Source organism: Glutamicibacter sp. AGC46 (assembly GCF_053543715.1).
Genome location: NZ_JBLVOJ010000023.1, coordinates 1 through 22,556, shown reverse-complemented (window position 1 = coordinate 22,556; position 22,556 = coordinate 1). Strand labels below are relative to the sequence as shown.

Here is a 22,556-nt window from a genome sequence, read left to right as displayed (position 1 = left end):
CAGGGGATTGGGCAAACAATTGTACGGTTCAACCAATTTGGCGCGCAGCATGCCGGATAATTGATGGAACACAGCAGGCCGGAGGAAGATACTCCGGTCGGAAGGGAATGATGGACGCTTCAGGCGACAGTAGATCTCATAGTTCCAACCCTCTGCCCGGAAGGCATGCCGGCCAGGCTCCGCAGGTCAGGGGGTACATGTAATTGGAATGGATCTCGCTACTCATAGCGCTTCTCCTCATTCTCGGTTGCGGATTATTCGTTGCCGCTGAATTCGCGCTGATCACGGTAAACCGGAATCAGGTCAAGCAGGCCGCCGCGAACGGCGACCGCCGCGCCTCCGGTGTCCTCAAGGGCATGGAAACATTGTCCACCCAGCTTTCGGGCGCCCAGCTGGGCATCACGCTGACCAACCTCGGCATCGGCTTCCTCGCCGAGCCGGCCATCGCGGCCCTGGTCGTCGGGCCGCTGCAGGACTTCGGTCTCGACGAAACCCTGGCCCGCTCGGTCTCCATTGCCATTGCGCTGATCCTGGCCACCATCTTGACCATGGTCTTCGGCGAATTGGTTCCCAAGAACCTGGCCATTGCCAAGCCTTTCGAAACCGCCAAGGCCGTGGTGGGGTTCCAGCGCGGCTTCAGCGTCGTGACCAAGCCCTTCCTTTCATTCTTCAACGGCAACGCCAACTGGATTGTCCGCCGCTTCGGCATCGAGCCGCAAGAAGAGCTGGCCTCGACCCGTTCGGCCGAGGAACTGGTGGCCTTGGTGGGGCACTCGGCCCGCGAGGGACTGCTTCCCTCGGAAACTGCCGAAATGCTGCGCCGGACCGTGGCCTTCGGCAACCGCCGGGCCCATGATGTGATGACCGCCCGATCGCGGATGATCACCGTGACCGCCCAGGAGACGGTGCACGAAGTGCTGGAGCTTGCCGCGCGGACCGGGCATTCCCGCTTCCCGCTGGTGGACGAGGGCGGGCACCGCGTGCTGGGCATGGTGCACATCCGCGCCTTGCTCGCCATCCCCTACGCGCAGCGGCAGCAGTCCGCGGCCGGGGACAGTGCAGAAGATGCCTTCCTGGTCCCGGATACCATCGAGCTCGATGAGCTGATGGACCAGATGCGCAACGGCGGGCTGCAACTGGCGGTACTGATCGACGAGACCGGCGACGTCGCCGGGATGCTCACGCTGGAAGACCTCGTGGAGGAAATCGTCGGCGAAGTGCGCGACGAGCACGACCCGGAGGATTCCACCATCCAGGTGCTCTCCGGGAACTCCTGGCGGCTGGATGCGGCACTGCGGCCGGATGAGGCCAATGAGCTGCTGGGCTGCCAGATCCCCGAGGACTCGGACTACGAGACCTTGGCAGGACTGCTGACCGTGCAGCTGGGCAAGTTCGGCGAGGTGGGCGATGTCGTGCGCCTCGTGGTCCCGGGCGAGCCCGGTGGACCGCATAAGGAACTTGAATTCACCATCCACGCCACCGATGGGCAGCGGATCGCCAGTGTCGATGTGACGGTGTCCGAGCAGGCAGAAGGGGAGGACGCGCGATGAGCGACCTTATGGGAATTCTGGTGACGGTCGCGCTGCTGGCAGCGAACTTCTACTTTGTCGGCGCCGAATTCGCGCTGATCTCCGCACGCCGGAGCATCATCGAGCCCAAGGCCATGGACGGCAGCCGCAGCGCCAAGATGACGCTGTGGGCCATCGAGAACGTTTCGCTGGTCATGGCCGGTGCCCAGCTGGGCATCACCGTCTGCTCGCTGGCGCTGGGCTATGTCACCAAGCCGCTGGTGAAGTACGCGGTGGCCGGGCCCTTCGAAGCCATCGGCGTTCCGGCAGGCATGATCGACGCGCTGTCCTACGCGATTGCGCTGATCGCGGTGACCTACCTGCACGTGGTGCTTGCCGAGATGGTGCCCAAGAACATGGCGTTGGCCGGACCCGAGCGCATGGCGCTGATCCTGGGCCCGAGCATGGTCATCCTGGTCAAGGTGCTGCGCCCGGTGCTGTGGCTGATGAATGCCATGGGCAACCTGGTGCTGCGGATCTTCGGCGTCGTTCCGAAGAACGAAGTGGCCAGCACCTTTACCCGCGACGAGGTCTCTTCCATGGTGGCCGAATCCCGGGAGGGAGGCCTGCTCGATGCGCATGACGAGCAGCTGCTGCTGGGCGCCTTGCACTTCGATGCCCGGAGCATCGAGTCCGTGGCGATCAGCTTCGAGGAGGTGCAGACCTTGCCGGTGGATGCCACGATAGAGCAGATCGAGGCGGCGGCCGCGCATGGCTTCTCGCGCTTCCCGCTGGTGGACGCCGGCGGCACCCCGGTGGGCTATGTCCACGTCAAGGACGTGCTGGGCGCCGACGCGCAAGCCCGGACGCGGCCGCTGCAGCCCAGCGGCATCCGCGAGCTGCCGTCCTTCGGGCAGCAGCAAAGCGTGCGCACCGCGCTGCAGGAAATGCAGCTCTCCGGAGCCCATTTGGCCCTGGTGCGTGATGGCGAAACGGGCAAGGTCACCGGCATGGTGACCTTGGAAGACATGCTCGCAGAGCTGGTCGGCCAGATCAGGGACGAGCACCGCAGCGCAAGCTAGCCGCGCAAGCCGGACAATAAAGCACCGGGCAGGGGCTGGAGGCAGGATGGGACATCTCGGGCCTCCAGCTCTGCTCGTCCAAGGCATCACGGCGCCTTGGCATAGGGGGAATCCTGCGCGAGAGCACCAGCGCCGCCCCGAGCGGTGCGAAGCCCGTAGCCAGCAGCTATTCGACGTCGGACTGAACATGGCTGCCAAGAGAACGTGAACTATCCTTCCCACGCGGCCCAGAGCTGGGCATAGCGCCCACCGGCTGCCAGCAATTCCTCATGGCTGCCATCCTCGATAATCTGACCGTGCTCCATCACAATGATCCGGTGGGCCAAACGCGCTTGGGAAAGCCGGTGGGCAATCACCAACGCTGTGCGCCCGGCAGCCAGCGCGGCGGCGGCCATGTCCAGGGTCCGCGAGTTGCTGGAACCGGACTCGGCCGTGGCCTCATCCATCACAATGATGCGCGGGTTGAGCAGCTCAATGCGGACCAACGCAAGGTGCTGTTGTTCGTGGGCCGTCAATTGATGCCCATCGGAGCCGAGCAGGGTATCAAGGCCTTCGGGCAGTGCATTAATCCAGCCAGCGTGACAGGTTTCCAACGCCTGCTGAATCCGGGCATCGGTGCACGGCGCCGTGGATCCCAGCAGCAAGTTCTCCCGGACAGTTCCCGCAAAGACATGGGTCTCCTGCGAAATTAATGCGATGTTGCGGCGCAGGGTCGCGGTGTCCAGGGCGGCCAGCGCGGTTCCATCCAACGCGGCGGTGCCTGAGCTCGGCTCGATGACGCCGGACAAGATCTTGGCTGCTGTGGATTTCCCGGCGCCGGTCGAACCGACCAAGGCGACGCACTGGCCATCGCGCAGATGCAGGTCGAGATTGCCCAGGACCTGCGGGCCGGTCTCAAAACGGTGGCTGACACCACTTAGAGTCAGTCCCTCGGCAGGGGAAGAAGCTGAGGGAACCGCGGATCTGGCCAGCGGGGTGCGCCGAGCGGCCAGCAACACTCCGGTCACCCGGCGCAACGCGATCCCCGCTTCCTGGAGCATGTCGAACAAGGTGACCACCTCGGAGATCGGGTCGAACAGCCGATGGTAGAGCAGAGCCGCGGTGGTGACAGCGCCAACCGTCGCTGCATTGGCCTGGACCAGGAAGAACCCCGAGGTCAGCAGCGCGGCCATGGTGATGAATTCGGCCCGGTTGTTGCGTGCGAAGTAGCGGGTCAGCATGCGGAAAACCCGGTCCGCGACGTGGCGTGAATCGTCGCTTGCGTGTTCAAGGGCATCGATTTGCGTTTGCGCCCAGCCTTGCGAATGCAGCATAGCCCGGCCATGGAATGCGTTCAAGAAGGTATTGGTGCGTCGAGCGAGAATCTCGCGTTCTTCGCGGTAGAGCGGTGCGCTGCGTGGCAGGTACCAGCGCAGCGAGAGCAGGTACATCGGGACAGCGATCAGCCCGGTGAGCCCCAGCACCCAGTGCAGGGTGAACAGCCCTGGAACCGACAGCACCAGCAGCGTGCCGGCGGACAACAACGCGGGCAGCAGCCAGGCTACTGCCTGGGAGATCAGGCGCGAGTCATCCGAGACACGCGAGACGAGCTCGCCATCACCGGCGCGCTCCAGGATTCCCGACTCCAGGTGGAGCGCGTGCTCTACCGCGTCCTCGCGCAGCGTGGCCACCGTCGGCTCAGCAATGCGCGCGTACAGCACCCGGGCGTACCAGGTCAGCAGCGCGCCGCCGAGCAAGGAGGCGGCAATGGAGGCCAGGCACCACACCAGGGCGGAGCCCGGTGCGCCGGTGCCCAGCGCATCCACCAGGATGCCAATGGCAAACGGCGGGACCATGGCCGTTGCGGAGGCAGCCAGGGTGATCACGGATGCCCAGGTGATCAGCAGGCGGTGCGGGCGAAGCGTTCGCTGCAGTGCCCGCCAGGCCGCAGCGGCGCTGGCGGTCGGCAGGGCGGGAGCGGAGGGTTCTGCCCGGTCGTGAACAGCGCTCATCGGCCGACCACCTTTTCATAGGTCGTATTTTCTGCAAGTGCGCGGTGGGTGGAACGCGTGATGCTTCCATCGGCCGCGAGGAAAAGCACCTCATCTGCGGCATGCAGCAGGGTGGGGGATGTGCTCAGCACCAGCAAGGTGCCTGCCCCGGCTCCATTGCTGGCGGCATGCGCGCGCAGCTGGACCAGGCCCTGGGCGATGTTCGCCTCGGTGACCGAATCCACTGCGCTGGTTGGATCGTGCAGCACGCGCGCCAACGGTCCGCCGGATAATGCGCGGGCCAGTGCGATGCGTTGACGCTGGCCGCCGGAAAGGTTATGTCCACGGCCCTGGACCTGGTGTTCGAGCCCATCGGGCAGCGTGCCCAGCAGCTCGTCGACGCCGCTGGCGCGCAGCAGCAGCTGCAGGGTCTGCGGGTCGGGCAGCGCTGCGTCGCCCACAATGTTTTCCTTCACGCTGCCCTCGATGAGGTGCGCCTGATGCGGGGCCATGCGCAGCAGCTGCGGCAGGTAGGCGGGATCGATCTGCGCGGCGTCGATTCCATCAACCAGTAGCCGCGCGGCAGCCGCCGCCGCTGTACCTTCGCGGACTGCCGCGGTGCCAGGATTTTCCGAGCCTTCGCTGAGCAGCTTGGCCAGCCGGTGGCGCATGCTGTCGTTGGCGCAGACCAGCACGGTGAACCTGCCGGGCACGAAAACCAGCGGGCGTTCGCCAAGCCCGGGCACATCCAAGGCAAGTGCTGCATCCGGCTCAGCTGCCGGACGCCGGGTTCCGGGTTGCCGCCCGCCGTCGGCCAGCAATGCGGCAACGCGATCCGCCGCGGCGATGGACCGGGTGCCGGCTTCCACCGTTGAGACCAGGGTGCCCAGCGGCGTGGACAAGAACTGGGCCACGCCCAGCACACCCAGCAAGGTGCCGATGCCCATGGCTCCTTCAGCAACCTGCCAGGCGCCCAGGCTGGCGGCGGACAGCAGCACCAGCCCCGAGATCAATACCTGGGCGCCCTCGATCCGTCCGGTGGCCGAAGCGGAGGCCACCCCCGCGGTGGCGGCGCTGCGGCTGGCGGCACGGTAGCGCTCGGATGCCTGGTCCTGGCCGCCGATGCCACGCAGTACCTGGACTCCTGCCATGAGATCGGCGGCCGCCGCGCCGGATGCGGCGATATCGGACTGCAACCGGTCGCTGGCCCGGCTCAATCTGGGGGTCAGCCAGCGCAGGGCGGCCATGCCCAGTGGCGTGATGGCCAGCACCGCCAGGCCAACCCAGAGGTTGGCCCAGAGCAGGTATCCGGCGCAGACCAGCAGGCCCGCCAAGGCGCTGAAGCCCAGGGAAGCCTGGCGGATGATCGTCGCGGTGACGGTGGTGTCCACCGAGGTGATGGCAGCAATTTCCCCGGGCATCCGTGCGGTGGCAGGCCGATAGCCGGGGTCCATGACATGCTCGGCGATCCGGGTTCGCATCAGGTGCACCTGGCGGTTCATTCCGGAGTTGCCCAGCCGTGCACCCAAGCGGTAGCCGGAGGACAGCATGAGGAAGCACAGGCCGAGGGCGGCGAGCCACACCACCAGCAGCGGCAAGCTCTGCCCGGCGATGGCGTGGTCGATGGTGGCACCGACCAGCGCGGGGACAAGCGCTTCGCCCGCTGTCCAGCAGGAAAGGAGGGCGATGGCGCCGATGATGCGGCCGCGTTCGGCTCGCAGCATGCCGCGCAGCAGAGTGCGCCCGGTGAGCATAGATGAGGACATGCTACCTATAATATGCTATTAATTATTTTCGTAACTCACATAGGTTAGCCTATGCTCAGTGCCGATTTGTGGTGCGCTCCGTGGGACCTCGCAGTCCACGCACCCGGCGGCCGACCGTTTAAGGATCACCCGCATGACCCGCAAGATCACTCGCACTTTGTTGGCCCCAGCCGCGCTGCTTGCCGCCACGGCCTTGGCCCTGACCGGCTGCGGCCAGTCCTCCGAGGCCTCCCAGGCGCCATCGTCCCCGGCGGCCGAAGGAACCCCGCTGAAGACCGTGGACCCGCAAGGCCACGAAGTTTCGCTGGAGCAGCAACCCGCCGCAGCCCTGGGTTTCTACACCACCGACGTGGATATCCTGACCATCCTGGAGGTGCCGCTGGCCGCTGAACAGCCGATTCGCGGCGACTCCGGCTTCACTACCTTCCCGGACTACTTCGACCAGGAAGCCTTGGAGGGGGTCACCCCGTTCGCCAACTACCCGGAATTCAACTACGAGCGCGTCCTCGGCGCCGCCCCGGACTTCATCCTCAACGGCCTAGGGTATGACGCCGAGGTGCATGAGAAGCTCGCGGCCATTGCCCCGACCTACACGACCAACGCCTTTGACGGCGAAACGTGGCAGTCGCACTTCGAGCGGACCGCCAAGGACCTCGACCGGCAGGCCCAGTACGACCGGTGGCTGCAGGACTACCAGCAGGCGGGTGCCGAAGCCAAAGCCGCCATCGACGAAGCCGGAAACGGCGACCTGACCGTCGCCACCCTGGGGTACTGGGATGGCAAGGTCAACGTCGACTGCTACGCCTACCTCGAATGCGGAGTCTTTGACACCATTGGCCTGGAGACCACCGAGTTGAGCCGCGAAAAAGGCCTGTCGCTGAGCTTGGAGGAACTGGACCGGCTCAAGGACGTGGACGCGGTGTGGATGTCCACCGGCGTTGGCGAGGATGCGAAGGCCGAGCTGGACAAGTCCATCGCCTCCATGGCCAAGTCGCCCTACTGGAAGGATCTGCCCTTTGTGAAGAATGAGCGGATCTACACCTACAACATGGAAATGGCCTACGGTTCGCCGTCGGGCGCCACAGCGTTCCTGCAGCAGGTCCGCAGCGACCTCGCCGGATAATCCAGCCATGGCCGCATCCGTCCGGCCCCGTCAAGTTTCCCGGCCGGACGGATACGGCCATTGCCTGCGCCTGAGCGCAGCTCAACCACCCCTCCTGCGTTCGCACTTCAAGCAGCCGACGCCCCCAGATTCAGGATCCTTTCATGGAAATTTTTGAAGCAACCGTGCAATCCACCCGCCTGCTCTCGCCTACGCTGAAGCGGCTGCGCTTCGCAGTGCAGGGCTTCACCAGCACGGGGGTCGGCGACGAATATGTTCGCCTGTTTTTCCCGCATACCGAGGACCGCAGCCTGCTGTGCCTTCCGGTAGCCGATGGGGATACCTGGCGCACGCCTCCGGGGCAGCCGGACGCGCCAATGCGCACCTACACCATCCGCGACTGCGGCGAGGGGTGGATCGATATCGATTTCGTGGTCCATGACGGAGGCATTGCCGCCGCGTGGGCACTGGCCGCCGAACCAGGAGACCGGATCGGCTTGAACTCACCGACCGGGCTGTACGATTGCCCGCCGGAAGCAACCTCGCAGGTGCTGATCTGCGACCTGACCGGGCTGCCGGCCGCGGTACGGCTGGTGGAACTGACCGGTGAACAGGTGCGCACCGAGCTGGTGGTGGAGATCCCGGATGAGGCCTCGCGCCTGGACCTGTCGGGTTTGCCGAACCTGGGCGTGCAGTGGATTGTGGCCGGAAACGGCGTGGCCCCCAGCGTGTTGCCCAAGGTGGCACGCAAGGCGGTTGAGGCGGCGGCCGGATCGGAAACCCGCCCGTACGTCTGGGTGGCCGGGCAATCCGCTGCGCTGCGTGAGATCCGCAAGATGCTGCACCGGGAACTGCGGTGGCCAAGCACCCAATACAAGGTGATTGGCTACTGGGTCGAGCAAGCCGAGAAGTGGCGTGCCCAGTGGGATGCCTTGGATGCCGGTATAAAGGAGGCCCTTGATGCCCTCTGGGACAGCTTCGAAGACCACGACGAGGCATTGATCGCATACGAGTCCGAACTTGCACGCCTGGGGCTCTGAGCACGGTGGCAACCACACGGGACCCCGGGCTGTTGCTGGCCCCACCCGGCGCAGCACCACCGGGCAGCGCGGCCGGTACCGATGCGGACCAACGGCACCGGGTGCTGGTGGGTTCACCGGGAGCCAAGCTGGTATGGCTTGCCGGCCTGATTGCCCTGTTGGCGTTCACGGTGCTGTGCTCGCTGGCCTTCGGCAGCCGCCAGATCGACCTGTCCGTGGCCTGGCAGACCATCACCAATCCCTCCTTCAATACCGATGAGGCGCAGGTCATCCGGCAGTTGCGGGTTCCACGTACGGTCCTGGGCGTTCTGGCCGGGGTCGCGTTGGGCGTAGCCGGGGCCCTGATCCAGGCGCTGACCCGCAACCCGCTGGCGGATCCAGGCATCCTGGGCGTCAACGCCGGAGCCCAATTCTCCTTGGTGATGGCAAGTTTTGCTTTCGGTTCGCTGAGTGTGCTCGGTGCCATCTGGTGGGCCTTGGGCGGTGCGCTCGCCGCAACCTTGGCGGTATACGGATTAACCCTCTCCAAGGGAGGACGCGCCGCCGACCCGTCGACCTTGGTGCTGGCTGGTGTGGCCTTCGGCGCGGTGCTGTCGGGGATCACCACCGCGCTGGTGCTGCTGCGTCCGCAGATTTTCGACATGATGCGGGTATACACCGCAGGAAATCTCAACGGCCACGAGCTTCCAGCAGTGCTGCTGATTGTCCCCTTCGTGGCAGTGGGCCTTGCCATCGCGCTGTGCTGCGCCGGGTCGCTGAATGCGATTGCCCTGGGGGATGCTCCGGCCAAGGCGCTGGGCGTGCGCATCGCCCCGGTGCGGATCGCGGTCATCGCCGCGGTGACATTGCTCTGCGGCGCGGCAACCGCGCTGGCAGGCCCGATTGGTTTCGTCGGACTCATGATTCCGCACGTGGTGCGCTGGCTGTTTGGCGTGCAACAGGGCTGGATCCTGATTTTCACCATCGTCCTGGCCCCTGTGCTGCTGCTTGGTTCCGACATCCTGGGCCGGGTGATCCTGCCCAATGCGGAGGTCTCGGCGGGAATCATCACCGCCTTTGCCGGTGCACCTGTGCTCTTGGCCTTGGCCCGGCGCAAGAACGCGAGTACCCTATGAGCCTCAAGCCCCTGATCCCAGCACCGGCTGAGGCAGCCGGTGCGCGTGTGCAAGGGTGCCAGGTGCCAACCGGACGACGGGAAGTGCGGATCGGTCGTGGCCGTTGGAGTTGGCGGCTTGATCGCACCTCGCTGCTGGTGGGTACGGCCCTGGCCCTGTGCGGGCTGCTGGTTGGGCTCATATCCCTGGCCCTCGGGGATGTGCGTGTGCCGATGGACCAGGTGATTCCCGCGCTGCTGGGAAACTCCGAGCACCGTTATGAAGTGGTGGTCCGCGACTGGCGGCTGACCCGGGTGGTCCTGGCACTGGCATTCGGATTCGCCCTCGGAATCTCTGGTGCACTCTTCCAATCGTTGACCCGGAACCCCCTGGGCAGCCCGGACGTGATTGGCTTCAGTTCGGGGGCTTACACCGCGGCGCTGGCGCTGATGCTTTTCACCACCGCGAGTGCCGCACAGATTGCCGTGGGTTCCATTGCCGGAGGCCTGGCGGCCGCGGCATTGGTTTTCATGATCGCCAGCCGCAACGGGACCACAGGGTTCCGGCTCATTGTGGTCGGTATTGGCGTTGGCGCCATGCTGGCCTCGGCCAACACGTTCATGCTGTTGGCAGCTCAACGCCAGGTAGCCATGTCTGCAGCGGTATGGGGTGCTGGTTCGCTGAACTCGGTCGGCAATGCCGTAGTGGGTCCTTCGCTGCTGGGCATTGGCATTTTCGCGCTTGCCGCGGTTCTGCTGCAACGCCATGCCCGGATCCTGGAATGCGGGGATCCGCTGGCCATTTCGCTGGGCGTGAATGCCAAGCTGGTGCGCGCGTCGATGGTGGTTGTAGGAGTTGGCCTCGTGGCGGTGGCCACCGCGGCGGCTGGGCCGATCGCCTTCGTGGCCCTGGTGGCCCCGCAGATCTCGGCCCGGCTCAGCGGCCGTGCCGAGCTGGACCTCGTTCCGGCTGGATGCTTCGGAGCGTTGCTGCTGGTGTCGGCGGACACCGTGGCACGCATAGCTTTCATGCCGATCCAGCTGCCGGTCGGCATTGTGACCGTCTGCCTTGGCGGAGTGTATTTGATTTGGCTATTGATAAGGGAGAGTCGCGCATGAGCGCATTGGGAACCGAACCCGCTCAGCAGGCAGCCGACGCGGTAAGAGCGGGCATGGTGGCGCGGAAGCCAGCGCCTCGGCTTGAGGTGCAGGGGGTGCAGCTGGGATATGGCCGTGAGCCAGTCATCGATTGCCTCGATGCGTCCTTCGAAGCGGGCAAATTCACCGCGATCATCGGGCCCAACGGCTGCGGCAAGTCCACGCTGCTCAGCGCGCTGGCCAGGTTGCTGAAGCCCATGGCCGGCCGGGTGCTGCTGGATGGCAACCCCATCGCATCCTACAAGCCCAAGGCCTATGCACGGGAAGTGTCGCTGTTGAGCCAGCAAGCCATCGCTCCCTCGGGGATCACCGTTGCCCAGCTGGTAGCCCGCGGCCGCTTCCCGCATCAGAAGCTGCTGGCCCAGCATAGCGAGCAGGATGAAGCGGCGGTCCACGCTGCACTGGCCGCGACCGGAACCCTTCCCTTGGCCACCCGCCGGCTGGCCGAGCTTTCCGGCGGCCAGCGCCAGAGGGTCTGGGCGGCCACCACCTTGGCCCAGCAGGCACCCATTCTGCTGCTGGATGAGCCGACAACCTATCTGGATGTCGCCCATCAGGTGGAGCTGCTGGACCTGTTCGCCCGGCAACGCGATGCGGGAAAAACCGTGGTCGCGGTGCTGCACGACATCAATCAGGCAGTGCGATACGCCGACACCGTGGTGATGATGCGTGGCGGAAAGATACTGGCTTCCGGCGCACCAGAAGATGTCATTACGGCGCAGAGCCTTGGCGAGGCATTTGGCGTGCACTGCGAGATTCACCCCGATCCGGTGACATCCGGTCCGATGATGGTCGCCGTCCCCGGCAGGCTGCGTCACGAGTCCGCGCCGAAATCAGTCGATTGATAGCTCGGATCCGGGGTGGCCCACGGCGCAAGATGCTGCCATGGGCAAGAACCCGGTCGCTTGGTTGAGCCTTGGTGGGGGAGTTTAGAGACCATCCCATGAACCGGGCTGGATACGAGCTTCCTGACTGCTTGGGAACCGGTCCGGATAGCCGGGGCTCTTGGTGCGCAAGTTTGGCTAACGGGGTAGTTCCCGCAGCCTTTTGTGCAGTGGTCAAGCGCCGCGGGCTGGCATCAGCTACCGGGATCGCCGAGCGGACTCGAGGGCGAGTTCTTGCGCGAAAGCAGCAAGGTCAGCATTGCCCCGAGCAGCGCGAAGCCTGTGGTCAGCAACCAGGTGGCATTCCAGCCGCCGGTGATTGTGGCCATGGATGCCAGCAGCATCGGGCCGGTGAAGTTGCCGATGTTGAAGATCTGCTGGGTCAAGCCCATCGAGGCAGGGGCCGAACCGCCGGGCGGAGCCAGATCGACCACCACGCGGGTCATGGTGGTCGGGATGGCCGCTCCGGCCAGCGAGAAGAAGCCAACGCAGATCATCTGGATCCACAGCAACCCAGGCGGGTAGTCGAAGGCGAAGGTGCAGAACGATGCCAGGGACATCAGCGCGAAGCCGGCTAGCAGCAGCGTGCGCCCATTGGCGCCACGCTGGAGCAGCCCTCCGCAGATGATCGCGCCCACCGCGTTCAGCCCGCCCACCACGGCGGAAGCCAAACCACCGGCCACCGGATCCAGGCCGAATTCCTCGTAGATGGTGGGCAGGAACCCCACTACTGCCATCCATTGCACCGTGTAGCAGCCGAAAATCAGGCCGCTGATCCACACGCGCGATGCCCGGGCGGTGATGGCGATGCGCCGGGCGGCCTCACGCAGGGCCGCCGATCCGGCGGGTTCATCCGCACCCGCGAACTTGAGGATCAGCGGAATCGGCAGCAGGGTGATGAACGCGAGGATGCCCCACCACAGGTGCCATGACAGGTGCTGGAGCACCAGCGCCGTGGAGAAGACCCCGATGAAGGTGGCCATGCCCATGTAGGCGGCCCACCACCCCACGGCCATGTTCAGGTTCCGGATGGGGGCATGGAGGCGCACCAGCCCCGGCCCCATGACGGTAGCCATGATCACGCCCGCCCCTTCCAGGACGCGGGTGGCCAGCAGCAGCGGAGCGCTGGGGGACAAGGCGCCCAGCGCGCTGCCCAGCACCAGCAGCAGCAAGCCGAGGATCAGTGTGCGGCGCTGGGAGATGACTTCCGAAAGCAGGGAAACGGCCAGGCCGCCGGCCATGCCGGCTACCTGGACCACGCCCAGCAGCACGCCGGAGAAAATCAGCGAGAAGCCCAATTCGTCCTGGATCACGGTCAGCGCGGGGGCGAGCTTCCAGATGTGCAGGCCGGCCACCACGCCGGAGGCCACGATGATGATCCAGGCCGCGTTGGTCCGTTGCTGGACTTGTTCCATTTTGGCTTGCACTGCCGCCGATGCCTCCTCGCATAGGACGCGCCAACTGGTGCTCGGCGCTATTGTCCACTTCGGATTGTGGCACGGGCCGGGCAGCGATCCGGCATTCGTGTCATTGAACGGGAATCCCTGCCGGCGGAACTCCGGGCTGGATCCACTAGCCCAGGGCGAATTCTCCTTCGGCAGGTTGCAGGTGCGAGCTGAGAGTTCGCCGATATTTCCCGGGCGTTGCATTGCAGCACGAGTCCTCGGAGTAGTTTGGAGGCCAACCCGGCCGATCAAGCTCAGGAGGAATGATGTTCCGGCACAGTTCGTCCCGCACCCGGCAAGTGAAGGCAGCAGCGGCTCTTGGATGCGTCTTCATGGCGACAGCCTGCTTCCCAGCGGTGCCGGTGGACCCCGAAGGAACCCTGGACACGGTTCGTTCCGGGACGCTTCGGGCCGGAGTATCTCCTGCTTCGGATTTCGTGGAAATCCGGGATGGAGTACCCCAGGGCGCCGAACCAGCGCTCATAGAAGACTTTGCCCAGCATGCAGGTGCCGAAATCCAATGGACCATTGGTGGCGAAGAACAGCTAGTGAAGCAGCTGGAAGCAGGCCAGCTGGATTTGGTGGCGGGAGGCATCACCTCCAAGACGCCGTGGTCGGAAAAGGCTGGAGTCACTCGTCCCTACACGACCGCCATTGACGCCAAGGGCAAGGAAAGGAAAATAGTCCTGCTCGTGCCTCCAGGCGAAAATGCTTTCCTGTCCGAGCTGGAGTACTTCCTGGACCAGACGCAGGAGATGCCATGAAAAACGCTGCCGGAACGCACTTGCCTCCCGAGCAACGCGAACTCATGGCGCGCGCTGCGAAGCTCGAGTGGATCAGCATCGGATACACGGCGCTCACCATTACCCTTGTGGCACTAGTGGTGGGAAATTCGCAGGCCATGCGCACAGCGTGGATCGAAGACATGCTCTCAGTCCTGCCGCAGCTGGCCTTTTTGGCATCACTGCAGTTCACCCGGAGGGCTCGTCGGCGCTCGCACCCCTACGGCTACCACCGGTCCATGGGAGCCGGGCATCTGGTCGCAGGAGTGGCGTTGCTGGTCGTCGGAGCGATGCTCGCGTACGAATCGGTATCGGCTCTGGTTAAACTGGAGCACCCGACCATCGGAACCATGAACCTGTTTGGCCATACGGTATGGCAAGGATGGATCATGATGGCGGTCATGGCGCTGATCGCGGCACCGGCCGTGGTGCTGGGACGGTTGAAAATCAAGATTGCCCAACCGCTGCACAATAAGCTGCTCTACGCCGACTCCAAGATGGCCAAGGCCGACTGGCAGACCAATGCTGCTTCGATCGTCGGTGTCGCCGGAATCGGCGTTGGATTGTGGTGGCTTGATTCCACCGCGGCGCTGGTGATCGCTGCCGGCATTCTCAAGGACGGCTGGGACAGCACGAAGTCCGCAACCTCGGATTTGCTGGATCGCCGTTCCAAAGGTGTCGACGGCACGGATCCGCACCCGCTGATCCCGGCCATGGAGGAACAGCTCCATGCCCTGGATTGGGTTCGCACTGCGGGATTGAGGGTCCGCGAACTCGGCCAGGTCCAGCACACGGAAGCGTTCATCGTTCCGGAATCCGATACCGTGACGCTTGCCCAATCCGAGGAAGCGCGGAAAGTGCTAGAGGGAACCGACTGGAAAGCGTATGACTTGGTGGTGACGATAGTTCCCGAGCTGCCTGAGTTCCTCAAGCAGGGCTGAAATTCGAGGTCTAGGCCCCCGCCTGGAGCGCAGTGGAAGCACGGCGATCCGGCGAGGAAAACCGGCGAGGCAGGGTGCTGGCGCTGGAGCTAGCAGCCCGCCTCGGCTGCCCCGCCGGACTAGCCGATATCGGTGGGTGACGTGGCTACTTGGCCAGGCCAGTCGTTGCGCACAAAGCAGGGAATCTCATGGATTGCCGCGCTATGGGACCAGAAAGCGACGCGAAAGGGCATCATTTTCTCCGTGTGCTGCCGGGAGCAGAGTTCGCTGATGGTGGTTCCAGCTGGCAAATGGGGAACTTTGGGAAACAGCGGGCTGGGTACCGTGATGTGCCATAGCTGCAGGTCATCGGTTTGGTCATCGTCAAGAACCATGAGTACAGCCCGGCCATGGACCGATACGAAGCCCATTACTTCATCTACTGGATCAGTGCGTTGCGCGAATACCACGGGCATGCCCTCCATCCAGCCGTACGCAGTGAGATGGGTTCTGGCCTCGGGGCAATGCAAAAGTTTTTCGACGCGGTGCATGGCGCGCATATTTAGTTCAGGCATGTTCATTTAATCCTCCGCTGATGGCAGCTCTCCGAAAGGTGACCGCCCACGAAGTTCTGCGGCATAAAGCCGCGGAATCCCCCGGGTTTCGCCTTTGGCGCTCGGTGTTCATCGTGGAGTGTTCTTCTGATAATACATCTTGTTTCCAACCGCCGAGCGGCGCCTTATGTGGACACATGCCCAATGTGGTGCAATTCGCAGGTTTTCAAGTGGGATGTCCCTGCGCAAGCAGTGGAGCAGAGATCCATTTAGCAGAACGAGATTGCCGGGTTAACTAGAGTCGAAGAATTGAATGAATAGCGAATGGGCACTTTCCTGTTTCGCCTCTTAAAGCTGTGGATCGAAGTAATTCTGCACTCAATACCCAGAGCGTTTTGGACCGCGCAGGTCCCGGAAAAGCTTCAGATGCCTGAAGCGGCGCGTATCAACGAGCCGGTCAAGTGCTTGGAAGGAATATAACTGTAGGCTATATAACCCTCGTTGGTCTCGCTTGGCTTGAAATCTTTCGTTAGTCCGGCTCATGATCGAAGCGTTGCGTCTAGCCCGGTGTTGGTCTTGCTCTTCAGGACCGTGTCGGGTTGCTGGGTGCTGATCTTTGGCGTAAAAAGGTACGGTCGTTGCAACGCCTGATTGTTCAGGATGTTGCAACGACCGTTAGAACCCGTCGACCGCCTGCCCCGCTTTTGGGGTGATCGGCCTAAACGCGCTTAGCGTGCCTGGATGTCCGCAGCCTGAGGTCCCTTTGGACCGGATTCAAGCTTGTATTCGACCGATTGTCCTTCTTCAAGATTCTTGAATCCGAAACTCTGAATTGCGCTGTAATGCGCGAAAACGTCAGCGGATCCATCAGAAGGCTCAATGAAACCGAAGCCCTTTTCGGAGTTGAACCACTTTACAGTGCCAGTAGCCATGTGTATTCCTAAATCGTAATTCGCGATATGTCGCGATTTGAGCTTGTGCCACCGTAGCAGCACTGAAGCCATTATTTTTGTTGCATCCCGTGAAACTTAATCAAGCATGAATAGCTTGGAGAGCCAGAACATCGAATTCTGAGTTCTGGAGTAAGAATTCACTGGAGACGCATGTAATAGCGGTCGAAGAGGTTCTATAGAAACGCAGTTTCAAACCGACTGCCCCACCACGGAAGTGGGGACGAATATTTCAAGTGATGCGATTCGCTCTCATGGGAAAAATTCCGAGGAAACGCTTATTAAAAATCCAAGGGAGGAACAATAGGAATTTTCAATTTTCCTTATTGGCTCTAATATCTAGACTACCATGAGGAGCTCACTTAATCTCGCCGGTTTGCTGTGAGGGGAAGCCGAAGTCCTGCCAGGGGAGCTGATTTCGTTGTTCTGTGCCTGCAGCAAGACCGTTATGGGATTCGGTATCCGGAGATGATTGGGCACTCGAAAGGATCCCGGGCCGATAGCCCGACCTTGTTCAGGTAGGTGATCACCTGTGCGTAGGATTCGCGGACACTGGCCACGGTGTACGGCACCTGGTGCTCGTCGCAGTACTGGCGCACGATGCGCGAGACGCCGGCCAGGTTGGCGCGCGGCATGGACGGGAACAGGTGGTGCTCCACCTGGTAGTTCAATCCGCCGTAGACGTGGGAGAGCACGCGGTTTCCCCAGCTGGACTTGGCCATGACATTGCGTCCGGTCAGTACCTGGCGGGAGAAGAAGTCGATGCGGGCGTCCTGGGGAACCATCGGCATGCCCTTGTGGTTCGGGGCGAAGGAGGCGCCCATGTAGATGCCGAAGACTGCCAGCTGCACGCCGAGGAAGGCGAAAGCCATGCCCACTGGCAGGAAGTAGAACACGATCGCCAGGTAGATGGCGATGCGCAGTGCAATGCCGGTCATCTCGCGCTTGCGGTTCTTGACCCGGCCGGCCTTGAACAGGTACTTGATCGAATGCATATGCAGATTCAAGCCCTCAAGGGTGAGCAGCGGGAAGAACAGGTAGCCCTGGCGGTTGGTGATCCACTTGAGCAGGCCGCGCTGGCGCTTGGCGTCCTCGGTCTGGAAGGAGATGGTGTCCCACTCGATGTCCGGATCCTTGCCCACGGTATTGGGGGTGGCGTGGTGCTTGTTGTGCTTGTTCATCCACCACTGGTAGCTGATGCCCACGACGATATTGGCCAGGAACTGGCCCAGCTTGTCATTGCGCTTGTGCGAAGCCAGGATCTGGCGGTGTGCCGCCTCGTGCGCCAGGAACGCGAATTGGGTGAGCAGCAGGCCCAAGGCTGCGGCCATCAGCAACTGGAACCAGCTGTCGCCCAGGAGGATGAAACCGGTAACGGTACCGGCTAGCAGCACCGTCAGCACGATGCCCAACCCGAGATAGTGCCCGCGGCGGCGGCCGACCAGTCCAGCTTCGGTGACCAACTTTTTGACGTGGAAGAAACTTTGAGGATCACCGGGTTTAACGGTGGGTGCTGGAGCGTCCAGCAGAGAACTGCGAGGCAAATATAATCCTTGATTGAAAGAGCTCGCTGCGTCGTGAACAATAAATTACCCGACCGAGCCTATTACCCCCATTCTACTCAGGTTCACGGCCGCTCTCGCTGTTCTTCCGCTGTCAGATTCTGCTCTTTCACATATTTCTTTGAGTTCTATCCAGCTTTGAGGGCCAGTGACGCTGCGATGCGTGTGAGCGCTTCCTCGTTGCCGATCTGCAGCAGCTCAGCGATCATCGCGACCATTGCTTCACCTAGCCGTGCAAGGATGGCCACGGCTTGCGTGTTGCCTCCTTCCAGCTCGGAGGCGATGATCAGGAAGGCTTCTCGGTCTTGGCGGACCAGTGATGTCAGTAGTGCGATACCTAGTGCTGCTTCAGGGCTGTTGCCCATGAGATATTCCCATCGATGAAGATAAATTCGGATGTTTCTTCCGTACACGCGGCGCAACGTCGGCAGCATCTTGAGCCTAGCAGGGTATTGAGGGAGCAGCTTCTCGTAATACAGCGCCTGCCAAGCGCCCAGCGCTGGATCCCGAATAATCGATCGCAGTAGGGCCCATGGAGCAACTGTAGTAACTCTGTGAAACTTCCAGTGCCTCTGAAGTGCCCGGGCCCACTGCTTCAAAGCTGTGATATTAGTGGCTTAGGGGCATGACTCTCCTTGATTAGCGAGCACGGACCTGACGACCAGTGCGGCCCTGAAAGTTCGTTATTCGAAAGTGCGAGCGAGTGATTGATGCCAAGTAATTGGTCCCTTGCTGGAGTAGCAGACGGGCCTACTCGATACTAAAGTGGCAACGCGACAGCCCTAGGGAACCTGTTTTTCATCTTGGGGAAATGAACGAGTCGACACCTAGCAGTTGGGTGTGGACATGGAGCAAAAGATTCTGGACCGGGTTTGTTGTCAGAGGTGCGAGCAACTTCTGGGCGCCAGTATTGTCGGCAGTTTTACACGGCATGACCTGCTTACTTGCCAGATTGAATGTGCCAATAAGAGTGGGCGGCGACAGGTGCTCCCTGACGGCTCCGGTAAGTTCTGCCTCTAATCGGTTGCCATCATGATCCCAACCCAATCCCGGTCGCAGCTCCCACTGGCTATGGAAAAGCTGGGACAAGACATCATGTCGAGATTGGCCGGCCGACAGCCCTATGTTCCTCAGGGATAAGGTGCTGTCGAGAACATAGCTGGGGAGCACGATCAGGGGCTTACCTTGGCTTTTCCTCCCAATGGTGGTTATATCCCGGGGATGCTGGCACGATCATCCTACTGCCACTATTGCTGACCGTGCGATCAGCGTGAACAAAGGAGCATCATGCATCTGCCCGTACCCCGCGGAGACCTGTCCCAAGCGCTGAACAATGCGTTGCTGTGCAACCCCTCGGAGGAATACGCAGCCTATTTGGCAACGGTCGCAACTGATCGGTTGGCTGCGGCTTCGGATGTGCTGGATGACGGGGACCTGCAGCTGAGCCTTTTCGTGCTCTACGAACTGCACTATCGGGGATTTGAAGAAGTCGATGACCGCTGGGAATGGGACCCCGGGCTCCTTTCGCTTCGGGCCCGGATCGAGGAGGCTTTCGAGCAAGCGCTGCGCGAGGCGGCAGGCTCGATTCCAAGCGTGGAACCCAGCTCCGCGAAAGTGGCCCAAGCCCTGTTCGAGCTTGCTGCTGATGATGCTGGGCCGTCGGTTTCGAAGTTCATCCAGCGCAAGGCCACTGCCGGCCAAGCACGCGAATTCCTGATACTGAAGTCGATTTACCAGCTCAAGGAAGCTGATCCGCATACCTGGGCGATCCCGAAACTCGAAGGCCGTGCAAAAGCCGCCATGGTGGAGATCCAGGCTGATGAATACGGAAATGGGCAGCTGCCGCGAATGCATAGCGAGCTGTTCAGGCAGACCATGAAGGGCGTGGGGTTGCGTGATGATTTCGGCGCGTACGTGGACCGCATACCGGCGGTGACGCTGGCGGCAGTGAACATGATTTCGCTCTTCGGCATGCACCGGCGCCTTCGGGGAGCCATCACTGGCCACCTGGCACTGTACGAGATGACTTCCTCAATACCCCAGGCCGCTTATGCCCGCGGGTTCCGGCGCCTGGGATATGAATCCCCGGTGACCGATTACTTCGATGAGCATGTGGAAGCTGATGCTGTCCATGAGCAAATTGCCGGCCGCGACCTCGCGGGCGGACTGGCTGAAGACGAACCGGATCTGGTGCCCGACATACTCTTCGGAGCCCAAGCCGCGGCAGCGGTTGACGCGTTGGCAGGCGCGAAGTACTTGGACGCGTGGGAAGCTGGAAGGTCGGCGTTGCATGCCGGAGCGGGGGCAGTGGTATGAGCGAGGGGCGCAGCGCTTCGGAAGCGGCCATGATTACTGTTTGCCCGCAGGGCCCATTGCTGCTCAGGGGAGAATTTGAAATCGTGGATGCCGAGGGGCAATCCATCGAGGCCCGGAAAGGGCCGGTCGCGCTATGCCGTTGCGGGGGCTCTGCCATCAAGCCTTTTTGCGATGGCACGCACAAGCTGATGAAGTTCGAGCGCCCGAAGTAGGACACTGGCTCCTGAAACGGGCTATTGCGCATCCGGTCCGCAGCGGGCCGGCACTGCCGGGACCTGCAGCGTTTGATGCCGTTCGCCGAGCTGCCTGCGCGGACGCGGGAATGCGGCTAGTTGGTGGATCCCGGGTGGCGCGATCCCAGCCGCCTGGAATGCAGTTGCGGCAAGCCTGCGTAGGGTTTGGCCGTCAAGCTGGCGCCCAGGGATTCCAAAGCGTCAGGGACGACGGAGCAGTCCTGATCATTGTGGGGCTGGCCCGCTGCATCGCCATGGTGTTCATCTGGAATGACCTGGCCTGCGGCGACCGGGAAGCGGCCGCCGTGCTGGTGGCCATCAACTCCGTCTTCCAGGTCATCGCCTTCGGCGCCCTGGGCTGGTTCTACCTGCAGCTGCTGCCATCGTGGCTGGGGCTGGAAACCACCAGCGCCGAGTTCTCCATTGCCGCGATCACCGCTTCGGTGCTGGTCTTCCTGGGCATTCCGCTGGTGGCCGGCTACCTGACCCGTACCCTGGGCGAAAAGGCCATGGGCCGCGACTGGTACGAGGGAAAATTCCTGCCGAAAATCGGGCCGTGGGCACTGTACGGGCTGCTGTTCACCATCGTGCTGCTCTTCGCGCTGCAGGGCGATAACATCATCTCCAAGCCCCTGGATGTGCTGCGCATGGCGATCCCGCTGCTGACCTACTTCGTGGTGGTCTTCGGCGCCGGAATGCTCATCGGCCACTGGCTGAAGCTGGGTTACCCGCGCACCACCACCTTGGCGTTCACCGCCGCCGGCAACAACTTCGAGCTGGCCATCGCGGTAGCCATCGCCACCTTCGGTGCCACCAGCGGCCAGGCCCTGGCCGGCGTGGTCGGCCCGCTGATCGAGGTGCCGATCCTGGTTGCCTTGGTCTACGTGGCCCTGTGGTCCCGGAAATTCTTCCCAGCTGCCAAGGCTCCCGCTACTTCTGCCTAAGGAAAACACCCATGACTGCTGCCGAAAAGCCTTCGGTTCTCTTTGTCTGCGTGCACAACGCAGGGCGTTCCCAGATGGCCGCCGCCTTCCTCTCCCACCTGTCCGAAGGGCGGATCGAGGTCCGCTCGACCGGTTCCGCCCCGGCCGATTCGGTCAATCCGGCCGCCGTTGAAGCCATGAAAGAAGTCGGCATCGACATGTCCGCGGAAATCCCCAAGGTGCTGACCACCGAAGCCGTGCAGGACTCCGATGTGGTGATCACCATGGGCTGCGGAGATGCCTGCCCATTCTTCCCGGGCAAAGAATACCTTGACTGGAAAATCGCCGATCCGCAGGATGTGACATTCGAGAAGACCAGCGAGATCTTCAGCGATATCGAGACTCGCGTTAACGATCTGTGGGAGCGTATCAAGGGCACCTAGTCTCGCTCTTGGCGAGGAGCCAGGCAGGCATGGCTTCCATGCTTCCAGTGAGTCCTAGTTCAACGCCAAAAGGCCTGGCGTCTGCCAGGCCTTTTGGTTTGGAAACCGCAGACTCCCTAGTGCGGATAGTAGAAAGCTTTCGCAGAACCCGGCGCGCAGCACCCAGCTAGTTTGCATGGGCTTCAATTGCAGCTCTTACCGCGAATTTCTGCGCTCAGATCGAGTCCGAGGCGCCGCGGGAAAACGGTGAGGCCACCGGCTGGTAAGCGAGAACCTGCGCCAAGAGCGGTTCGAATTCTTCTAACTGGGCCAACTATCGAGGACCAGTTCAAAACCCCCGCCGAGCATTTGCACGGATTTTTATCGGCAGCCTGGCTGCCCGTGCTTGCCTGCGCCCTCTTAGTGCTCGCCGCCGAGCTTTCCGCCTAGGCGTTCGCGCATTTTGAGGCTGGCCGCGTTTAGGCCCTCGATTTCGACGGTCTTACCGTATTTCGCGTATTTGGCAGTGATGGCGTCCAGTGCGGCGATGGTGGAGGCGTCCCACAGGTGCGAGTTGTACATGTCGATAACGACGCGATTGGGGTCCTCGGCGTAGTGGAACTGGGTGTAGAGATCGTTGGAGGAGGCGAAGAAGAGCTCGCCGTTGACCTCGTACTTGGCGATCTGCTCCTCGAAGTGCTCCTCCAGGCGGCGTTCCACGGTGACCAGGTGGGCTACCCGGTTGGCGAAGAGCACCATCGCGGTGAGCACGCCGACCCCGACCCCGATGGCGAGGTTGTGCGTGGCGACGGTGACCACGACGGTGGACAGCATGACGGTGGTTTC

At 62.7% G+C, this 22,556-nt stretch carries 20 protein-coding genes and 1 pseudogene; 13 read left to right on the top strand and 8 right to left on the bottom strand.

All coding sequences use genetic code 11. From position 1 onward, the window contains the following. Positions 1-203: 203 nt before the first annotated feature. Positions 204-1,550 carry a hemolysin family protein gene (locus ACNPM8_RS11765; protein ID WP_332502756.1) on the top strand — a complete coding sequence of 449 codons (1,347 nt, stop codon included), beginning with the start codon at positions 204-206 and terminating at the stop codon, positions 1,548-1,550. Continuing rightward, positions 1,547-2,590 (top strand): hemolysin family protein, encoded by a 1,044-nt coding sequence (locus ACNPM8_RS11760; RefSeq protein ID WP_448939891.1) that lies wholly within the window; start codon positions 1,547-1,549, stop codon positions 2,588-2,590. Before ACNPM8_RS11765 ends, ACNPM8_RS11760 begins: the two co-directional genes overlap by 4 nt. A 209-nt stretch (positions 2,591-2,799) precedes the next feature. Here the strand turns inward: ACNPM8_RS11760 and ACNPM8_RS11755 are convergent, their stop codons facing one another. After that, a complete protein-coding gene (locus ACNPM8_RS11755) occupies positions 2,800-4,581 on the bottom strand; it encodes an ABC transporter ATP-binding protein (RefSeq protein ID WP_448939890.1) in 1,782 nt (593 codons plus the stop codon). Then, entirely contained in the window at positions 4,578-6,326 is a 1,749-nt protein-coding gene (locus ACNPM8_RS11750) for an ABC transporter ATP-binding protein (RefSeq protein WP_332488127.1), read from the bottom strand. Before ACNPM8_RS11750 ends, ACNPM8_RS11755 begins: the two co-directional genes overlap by 4 nt. A gap of 133 nt (positions 6,327-6,459) precedes the next feature. Between ACNPM8_RS11750 and ACNPM8_RS11745 the strand changes: the two genes are divergently transcribed. The 5 genes from ACNPM8_RS11745 (at position 6,460) to ACNPM8_RS11725 (ending at position 11,564) form a co-directional block, all read left to right on the top strand. After that, positions 6,460-7,449, top strand: a complete 990-nt coding sequence (locus ACNPM8_RS11745; RefSeq protein ID WP_133833967.1) for an ABC transporter substrate-binding protein — start codon at positions 6,460-6,462, stop codon at positions 7,447-7,449. Between the two features lie 143 nt (positions 7,450-7,592). Continuing rightward, entirely contained in the window at positions 7,593-8,468 is an 876-nt protein-coding gene (locus ACNPM8_RS11740; protein WP_105658956.1) for a siderophore-interacting protein, read from the top strand. Between the two features lie 5 nt (positions 8,469-8,473). Beyond that, the gene (locus ACNPM8_RS11735) at positions 8,474-9,583 is read left to right on the top strand and encodes a FecCD family ABC transporter permease (protein WP_105662362.1); all 1,110 of its coding nucleotides are present in this window, start codon (positions 8,474-8,476) and stop codon (positions 9,581-9,583) included. Next, positions 9,580-10,680, top strand: coding sequence for a FecCD family ABC transporter permease (locus ACNPM8_RS11730; protein ID WP_105658957.1), 1,101 nt, complete (start codon positions 9,580-9,582; stop codon positions 10,678-10,680). The genes ACNPM8_RS11735 and ACNPM8_RS11730 overlap by 4 nt, the downstream gene beginning before the upstream one ends. Then, positions 10,677-11,564, top strand: a complete 888-nt coding sequence (locus ACNPM8_RS11725) for an ABC transporter ATP-binding protein (protein ID WP_286134397.1) — start codon at positions 10,677-10,679, stop codon at positions 11,562-11,564. The genes ACNPM8_RS11730 and ACNPM8_RS11725 overlap by 4 nt, the downstream gene beginning before the upstream one ends. Positions 11,565-11,797: 233 nt before the next feature. On the opposite strand, the gene ACNPM8_RS11720 is transcribed toward ACNPM8_RS11725, so the two are convergent. Further along, positions 11,798-13,030 (bottom strand): MFS transporter, encoded by a 1,233-nt coding sequence (locus ACNPM8_RS11720; protein WP_448939889.1) that lies wholly within the window; start codon positions 13,028-13,030, stop codon positions 11,798-11,800. 350 nt (positions 13,031-13,380) lie between these two features. On the opposite strand from ACNPM8_RS11720, the gene ACNPM8_RS11715 reads away from it, so the two are divergent. Both ACNPM8_RS11715 and ACNPM8_RS11710 read left to right on the top strand, forming a co-directional pair. Then, positions 13,381-13,812 (top strand): transporter substrate-binding domain-containing protein, encoded by a 432-nt coding sequence (locus ACNPM8_RS11715; RefSeq protein WP_332727624.1) that lies wholly within the window; start codon positions 13,381-13,383, stop codon positions 13,810-13,812. Beyond that, the gene (locus ACNPM8_RS11710) at positions 13,809-14,771 is read left to right on the top strand and encodes a cation diffusion facilitator family transporter (RefSeq protein WP_448939888.1); all 963 of its coding nucleotides are present in this window, start codon (positions 13,809-13,811) and stop codon (positions 14,769-14,771) included. The genes ACNPM8_RS11715 and ACNPM8_RS11710 overlap by 4 nt, the downstream gene beginning before the upstream one ends. A 119-nt stretch (positions 14,772-14,890) precedes the next feature. Here ACNPM8_RS11710 and ACNPM8_RS11705 read toward each other — a convergent pair whose 3' ends face one another. The 4 genes from ACNPM8_RS11705 to ACNPM8_RS11690 all read right to left on the bottom strand — a co-directional run bounded on the left by ACNPM8_RS11705 (position 14,891) and on the right by ACNPM8_RS11690 (position 18,181). Next, positions 14,891-15,325, bottom strand: a complete 435-nt coding sequence (locus ACNPM8_RS11705; protein WP_448939887.1) for a hypothetical protein — start codon at positions 15,323-15,325, stop codon at positions 14,891-14,893. A gap of 707 nt (positions 15,326-16,032) precedes the next feature. Continuing rightward, positions 16,033-16,236, bottom strand: coding sequence for a cold-shock protein (locus tag ACNPM8_RS11700; RefSeq protein WP_105658961.1), 204 nt, complete (start codon positions 16,234-16,236; stop codon positions 16,033-16,035). Positions 16,237-16,700: 464 nt separating this feature from the next. Continuing rightward, positions 16,701-17,798 (bottom strand): fatty acid desaturase family protein, encoded by a 1,098-nt coding sequence (locus ACNPM8_RS11695; protein ID WP_448939886.1) that lies wholly within the window; start codon positions 17,796-17,798, stop codon positions 16,701-16,703. Positions 17,799-17,944: 146 nt separating this feature from the next. Further along, a complete protein-coding gene (locus ACNPM8_RS11690) occupies positions 17,945-18,181 on the bottom strand; it encodes a hypothetical protein (RefSeq protein WP_105658704.1) in 237 nt (78 codons plus the stop codon). Between the two features lie 922 nt (positions 18,182-19,103). On the opposite strand from ACNPM8_RS11690, the gene ACNPM8_RS11685 reads away from it, so the two are divergent. The 4 genes and pseudogenes from ACNPM8_RS11685 (at position 19,104) to ACNPM8_RS11670 (ending at position 21,731) form a co-directional block, all read left to right on the top strand. Further along, positions 19,104-20,132: an iron-containing redox enzyme family protein gene (locus ACNPM8_RS11685; protein WP_166650851.1), complete on the top strand. Its 1,029-nt coding sequence runs from the start codon at positions 19,104-19,106 to the stop codon at positions 20,130-20,132. Continuing rightward, positions 20,129-20,344: a CDGSH iron-sulfur domain-containing protein gene (locus ACNPM8_RS11680; RefSeq protein ID WP_133834746.1), complete on the top strand. Its 216-nt coding sequence runs from the start codon at positions 20,129-20,131 to the stop codon at positions 20,342-20,344. Before ACNPM8_RS11685 ends, ACNPM8_RS11680 begins: the two co-directional genes overlap by 4 nt. A gap of 242 nt (positions 20,345-20,586) precedes the next feature. Further along, positions 20,587-21,309: pseudogene (arsB, locus tag ACNPM8_RS11675) on the top strand (ACR3 family arsenite efflux transporter); the annotation flags it as partial. Positions 21,310-21,320: 11 nt separating this feature from the next. Beyond that, positions 21,321-21,731: an arsenate reductase ArsC gene (locus ACNPM8_RS11670; RefSeq protein ID WP_448939885.1), complete on the top strand. Its 411-nt coding sequence runs from the start codon at positions 21,321-21,323 to the stop codon at positions 21,729-21,731. A 399-nt stretch (positions 21,732-22,130) separates the two neighbouring features. Here the strand turns inward: ACNPM8_RS11670 and ACNPM8_RS11665 are convergent. After that, the coding region (locus ACNPM8_RS11665; RefSeq protein ID WP_448939884.1) for an STAS domain-containing protein at positions 22,131-22,556 on the bottom strand (426 nt) is incomplete at its 5' end.

What these genes read in the sequence shown, in the direction of transcription:
- ACNPM8_RS11740 (WP_105658956.1), top strand. Translation starts at nt 7,593, where the DNA reads ATGGAAATTTTTGAAGCAACCGTGCAATCCACCCGCCTGCTCTCGCCT.
- ACNPM8_RS11715 (WP_332727624.1), top strand. Translation starts at nt 13,381, where the DNA reads ATGGCGACAGCCTGCTTCCCAGCGGTGCCGGTGGACCCCGAAGGAACC.
- ACNPM8_RS11760 (WP_448939891.1), top strand. Translation starts at nt 1,547, where the DNA reads ATGAGCGACCTTATGGGAATTCTGGTGACGGTCGCGCTGCTGGCAGCG.
- ACNPM8_RS11690 (WP_105658704.1), bottom strand. Translation starts at nt 18,181, where the DNA reads ATGGGCAACAGCCCTGAAGCAGCACTAGGTATCGCACTACTGACATCA.
- ACNPM8_RS11750 (WP_332488127.1), bottom strand. Translation starts at nt 6,326, where the DNA reads ATGTCCTCATCTATGCTCACCGGGCGCACTCTGCTGCGCGGCATGCTG.
- ACNPM8_RS11725 (WP_286134397.1), top strand. Translation starts at nt 10,677, where the DNA reads ATGAGCGCATTGGGAACCGAACCCGCTCAGCAGGCAGCCGACGCGGTA.
- ACNPM8_RS11755 (WP_448939890.1), bottom strand. Translation starts at nt 4,581, where the DNA reads ATGAGCGCTGTTCACGACCGGGCAGAACCCTCCGCTCCCGCCCTGCCG.
- ACNPM8_RS11730 (WP_105658957.1), top strand. Translation starts at nt 9,580, where the DNA reads ATGAGCCTCAAGCCCCTGATCCCAGCACCGGCTGAGGCAGCCGGTGCG.
- ACNPM8_RS11685 (WP_166650851.1), top strand. Translation starts at nt 19,104, where the DNA reads ATGCATCTGCCCGTACCCCGCGGAGACCTGTCCCAAGCGCTGAACAAT.
- ACNPM8_RS11745 (WP_133833967.1), top strand. Translation starts at nt 6,460, where the DNA reads ATGACCCGCAAGATCACTCGCACTTTGTTGGCCCCAGCCGCGCTGCTT.
- ACNPM8_RS11705 (WP_448939887.1), bottom strand. Translation starts at nt 15,325, where the DNA reads ATGCCTGAACTAAATATGCGCGCCATGCACCGCGTCGAAAAACTTTTG.
- ACNPM8_RS11700 (WP_105658961.1), bottom strand. Translation starts at nt 16,236, where the DNA reads ATGGCTACTGGCACTGTAAAGTGGTTCAACTCCGAAAAGGGCTTCGGT.
- ACNPM8_RS11670 (WP_448939885.1), top strand. Translation starts at nt 21,321, where the DNA reads ATGACTGCTGCCGAAAAGCCTTCGGTTCTCTTTGTCTGCGTGCACAAC.
- ACNPM8_RS11680 (WP_133834746.1), top strand. Translation starts at nt 20,129, where the DNA reads ATGAGCGAGGGGCGCAGCGCTTCGGAAGCGGCCATGATTACTGTTTGC.
- ACNPM8_RS11710 (WP_448939888.1), top strand. Translation starts at nt 13,809, where the DNA reads ATGAAAAACGCTGCCGGAACGCACTTGCCTCCCGAGCAACGCGAACTC.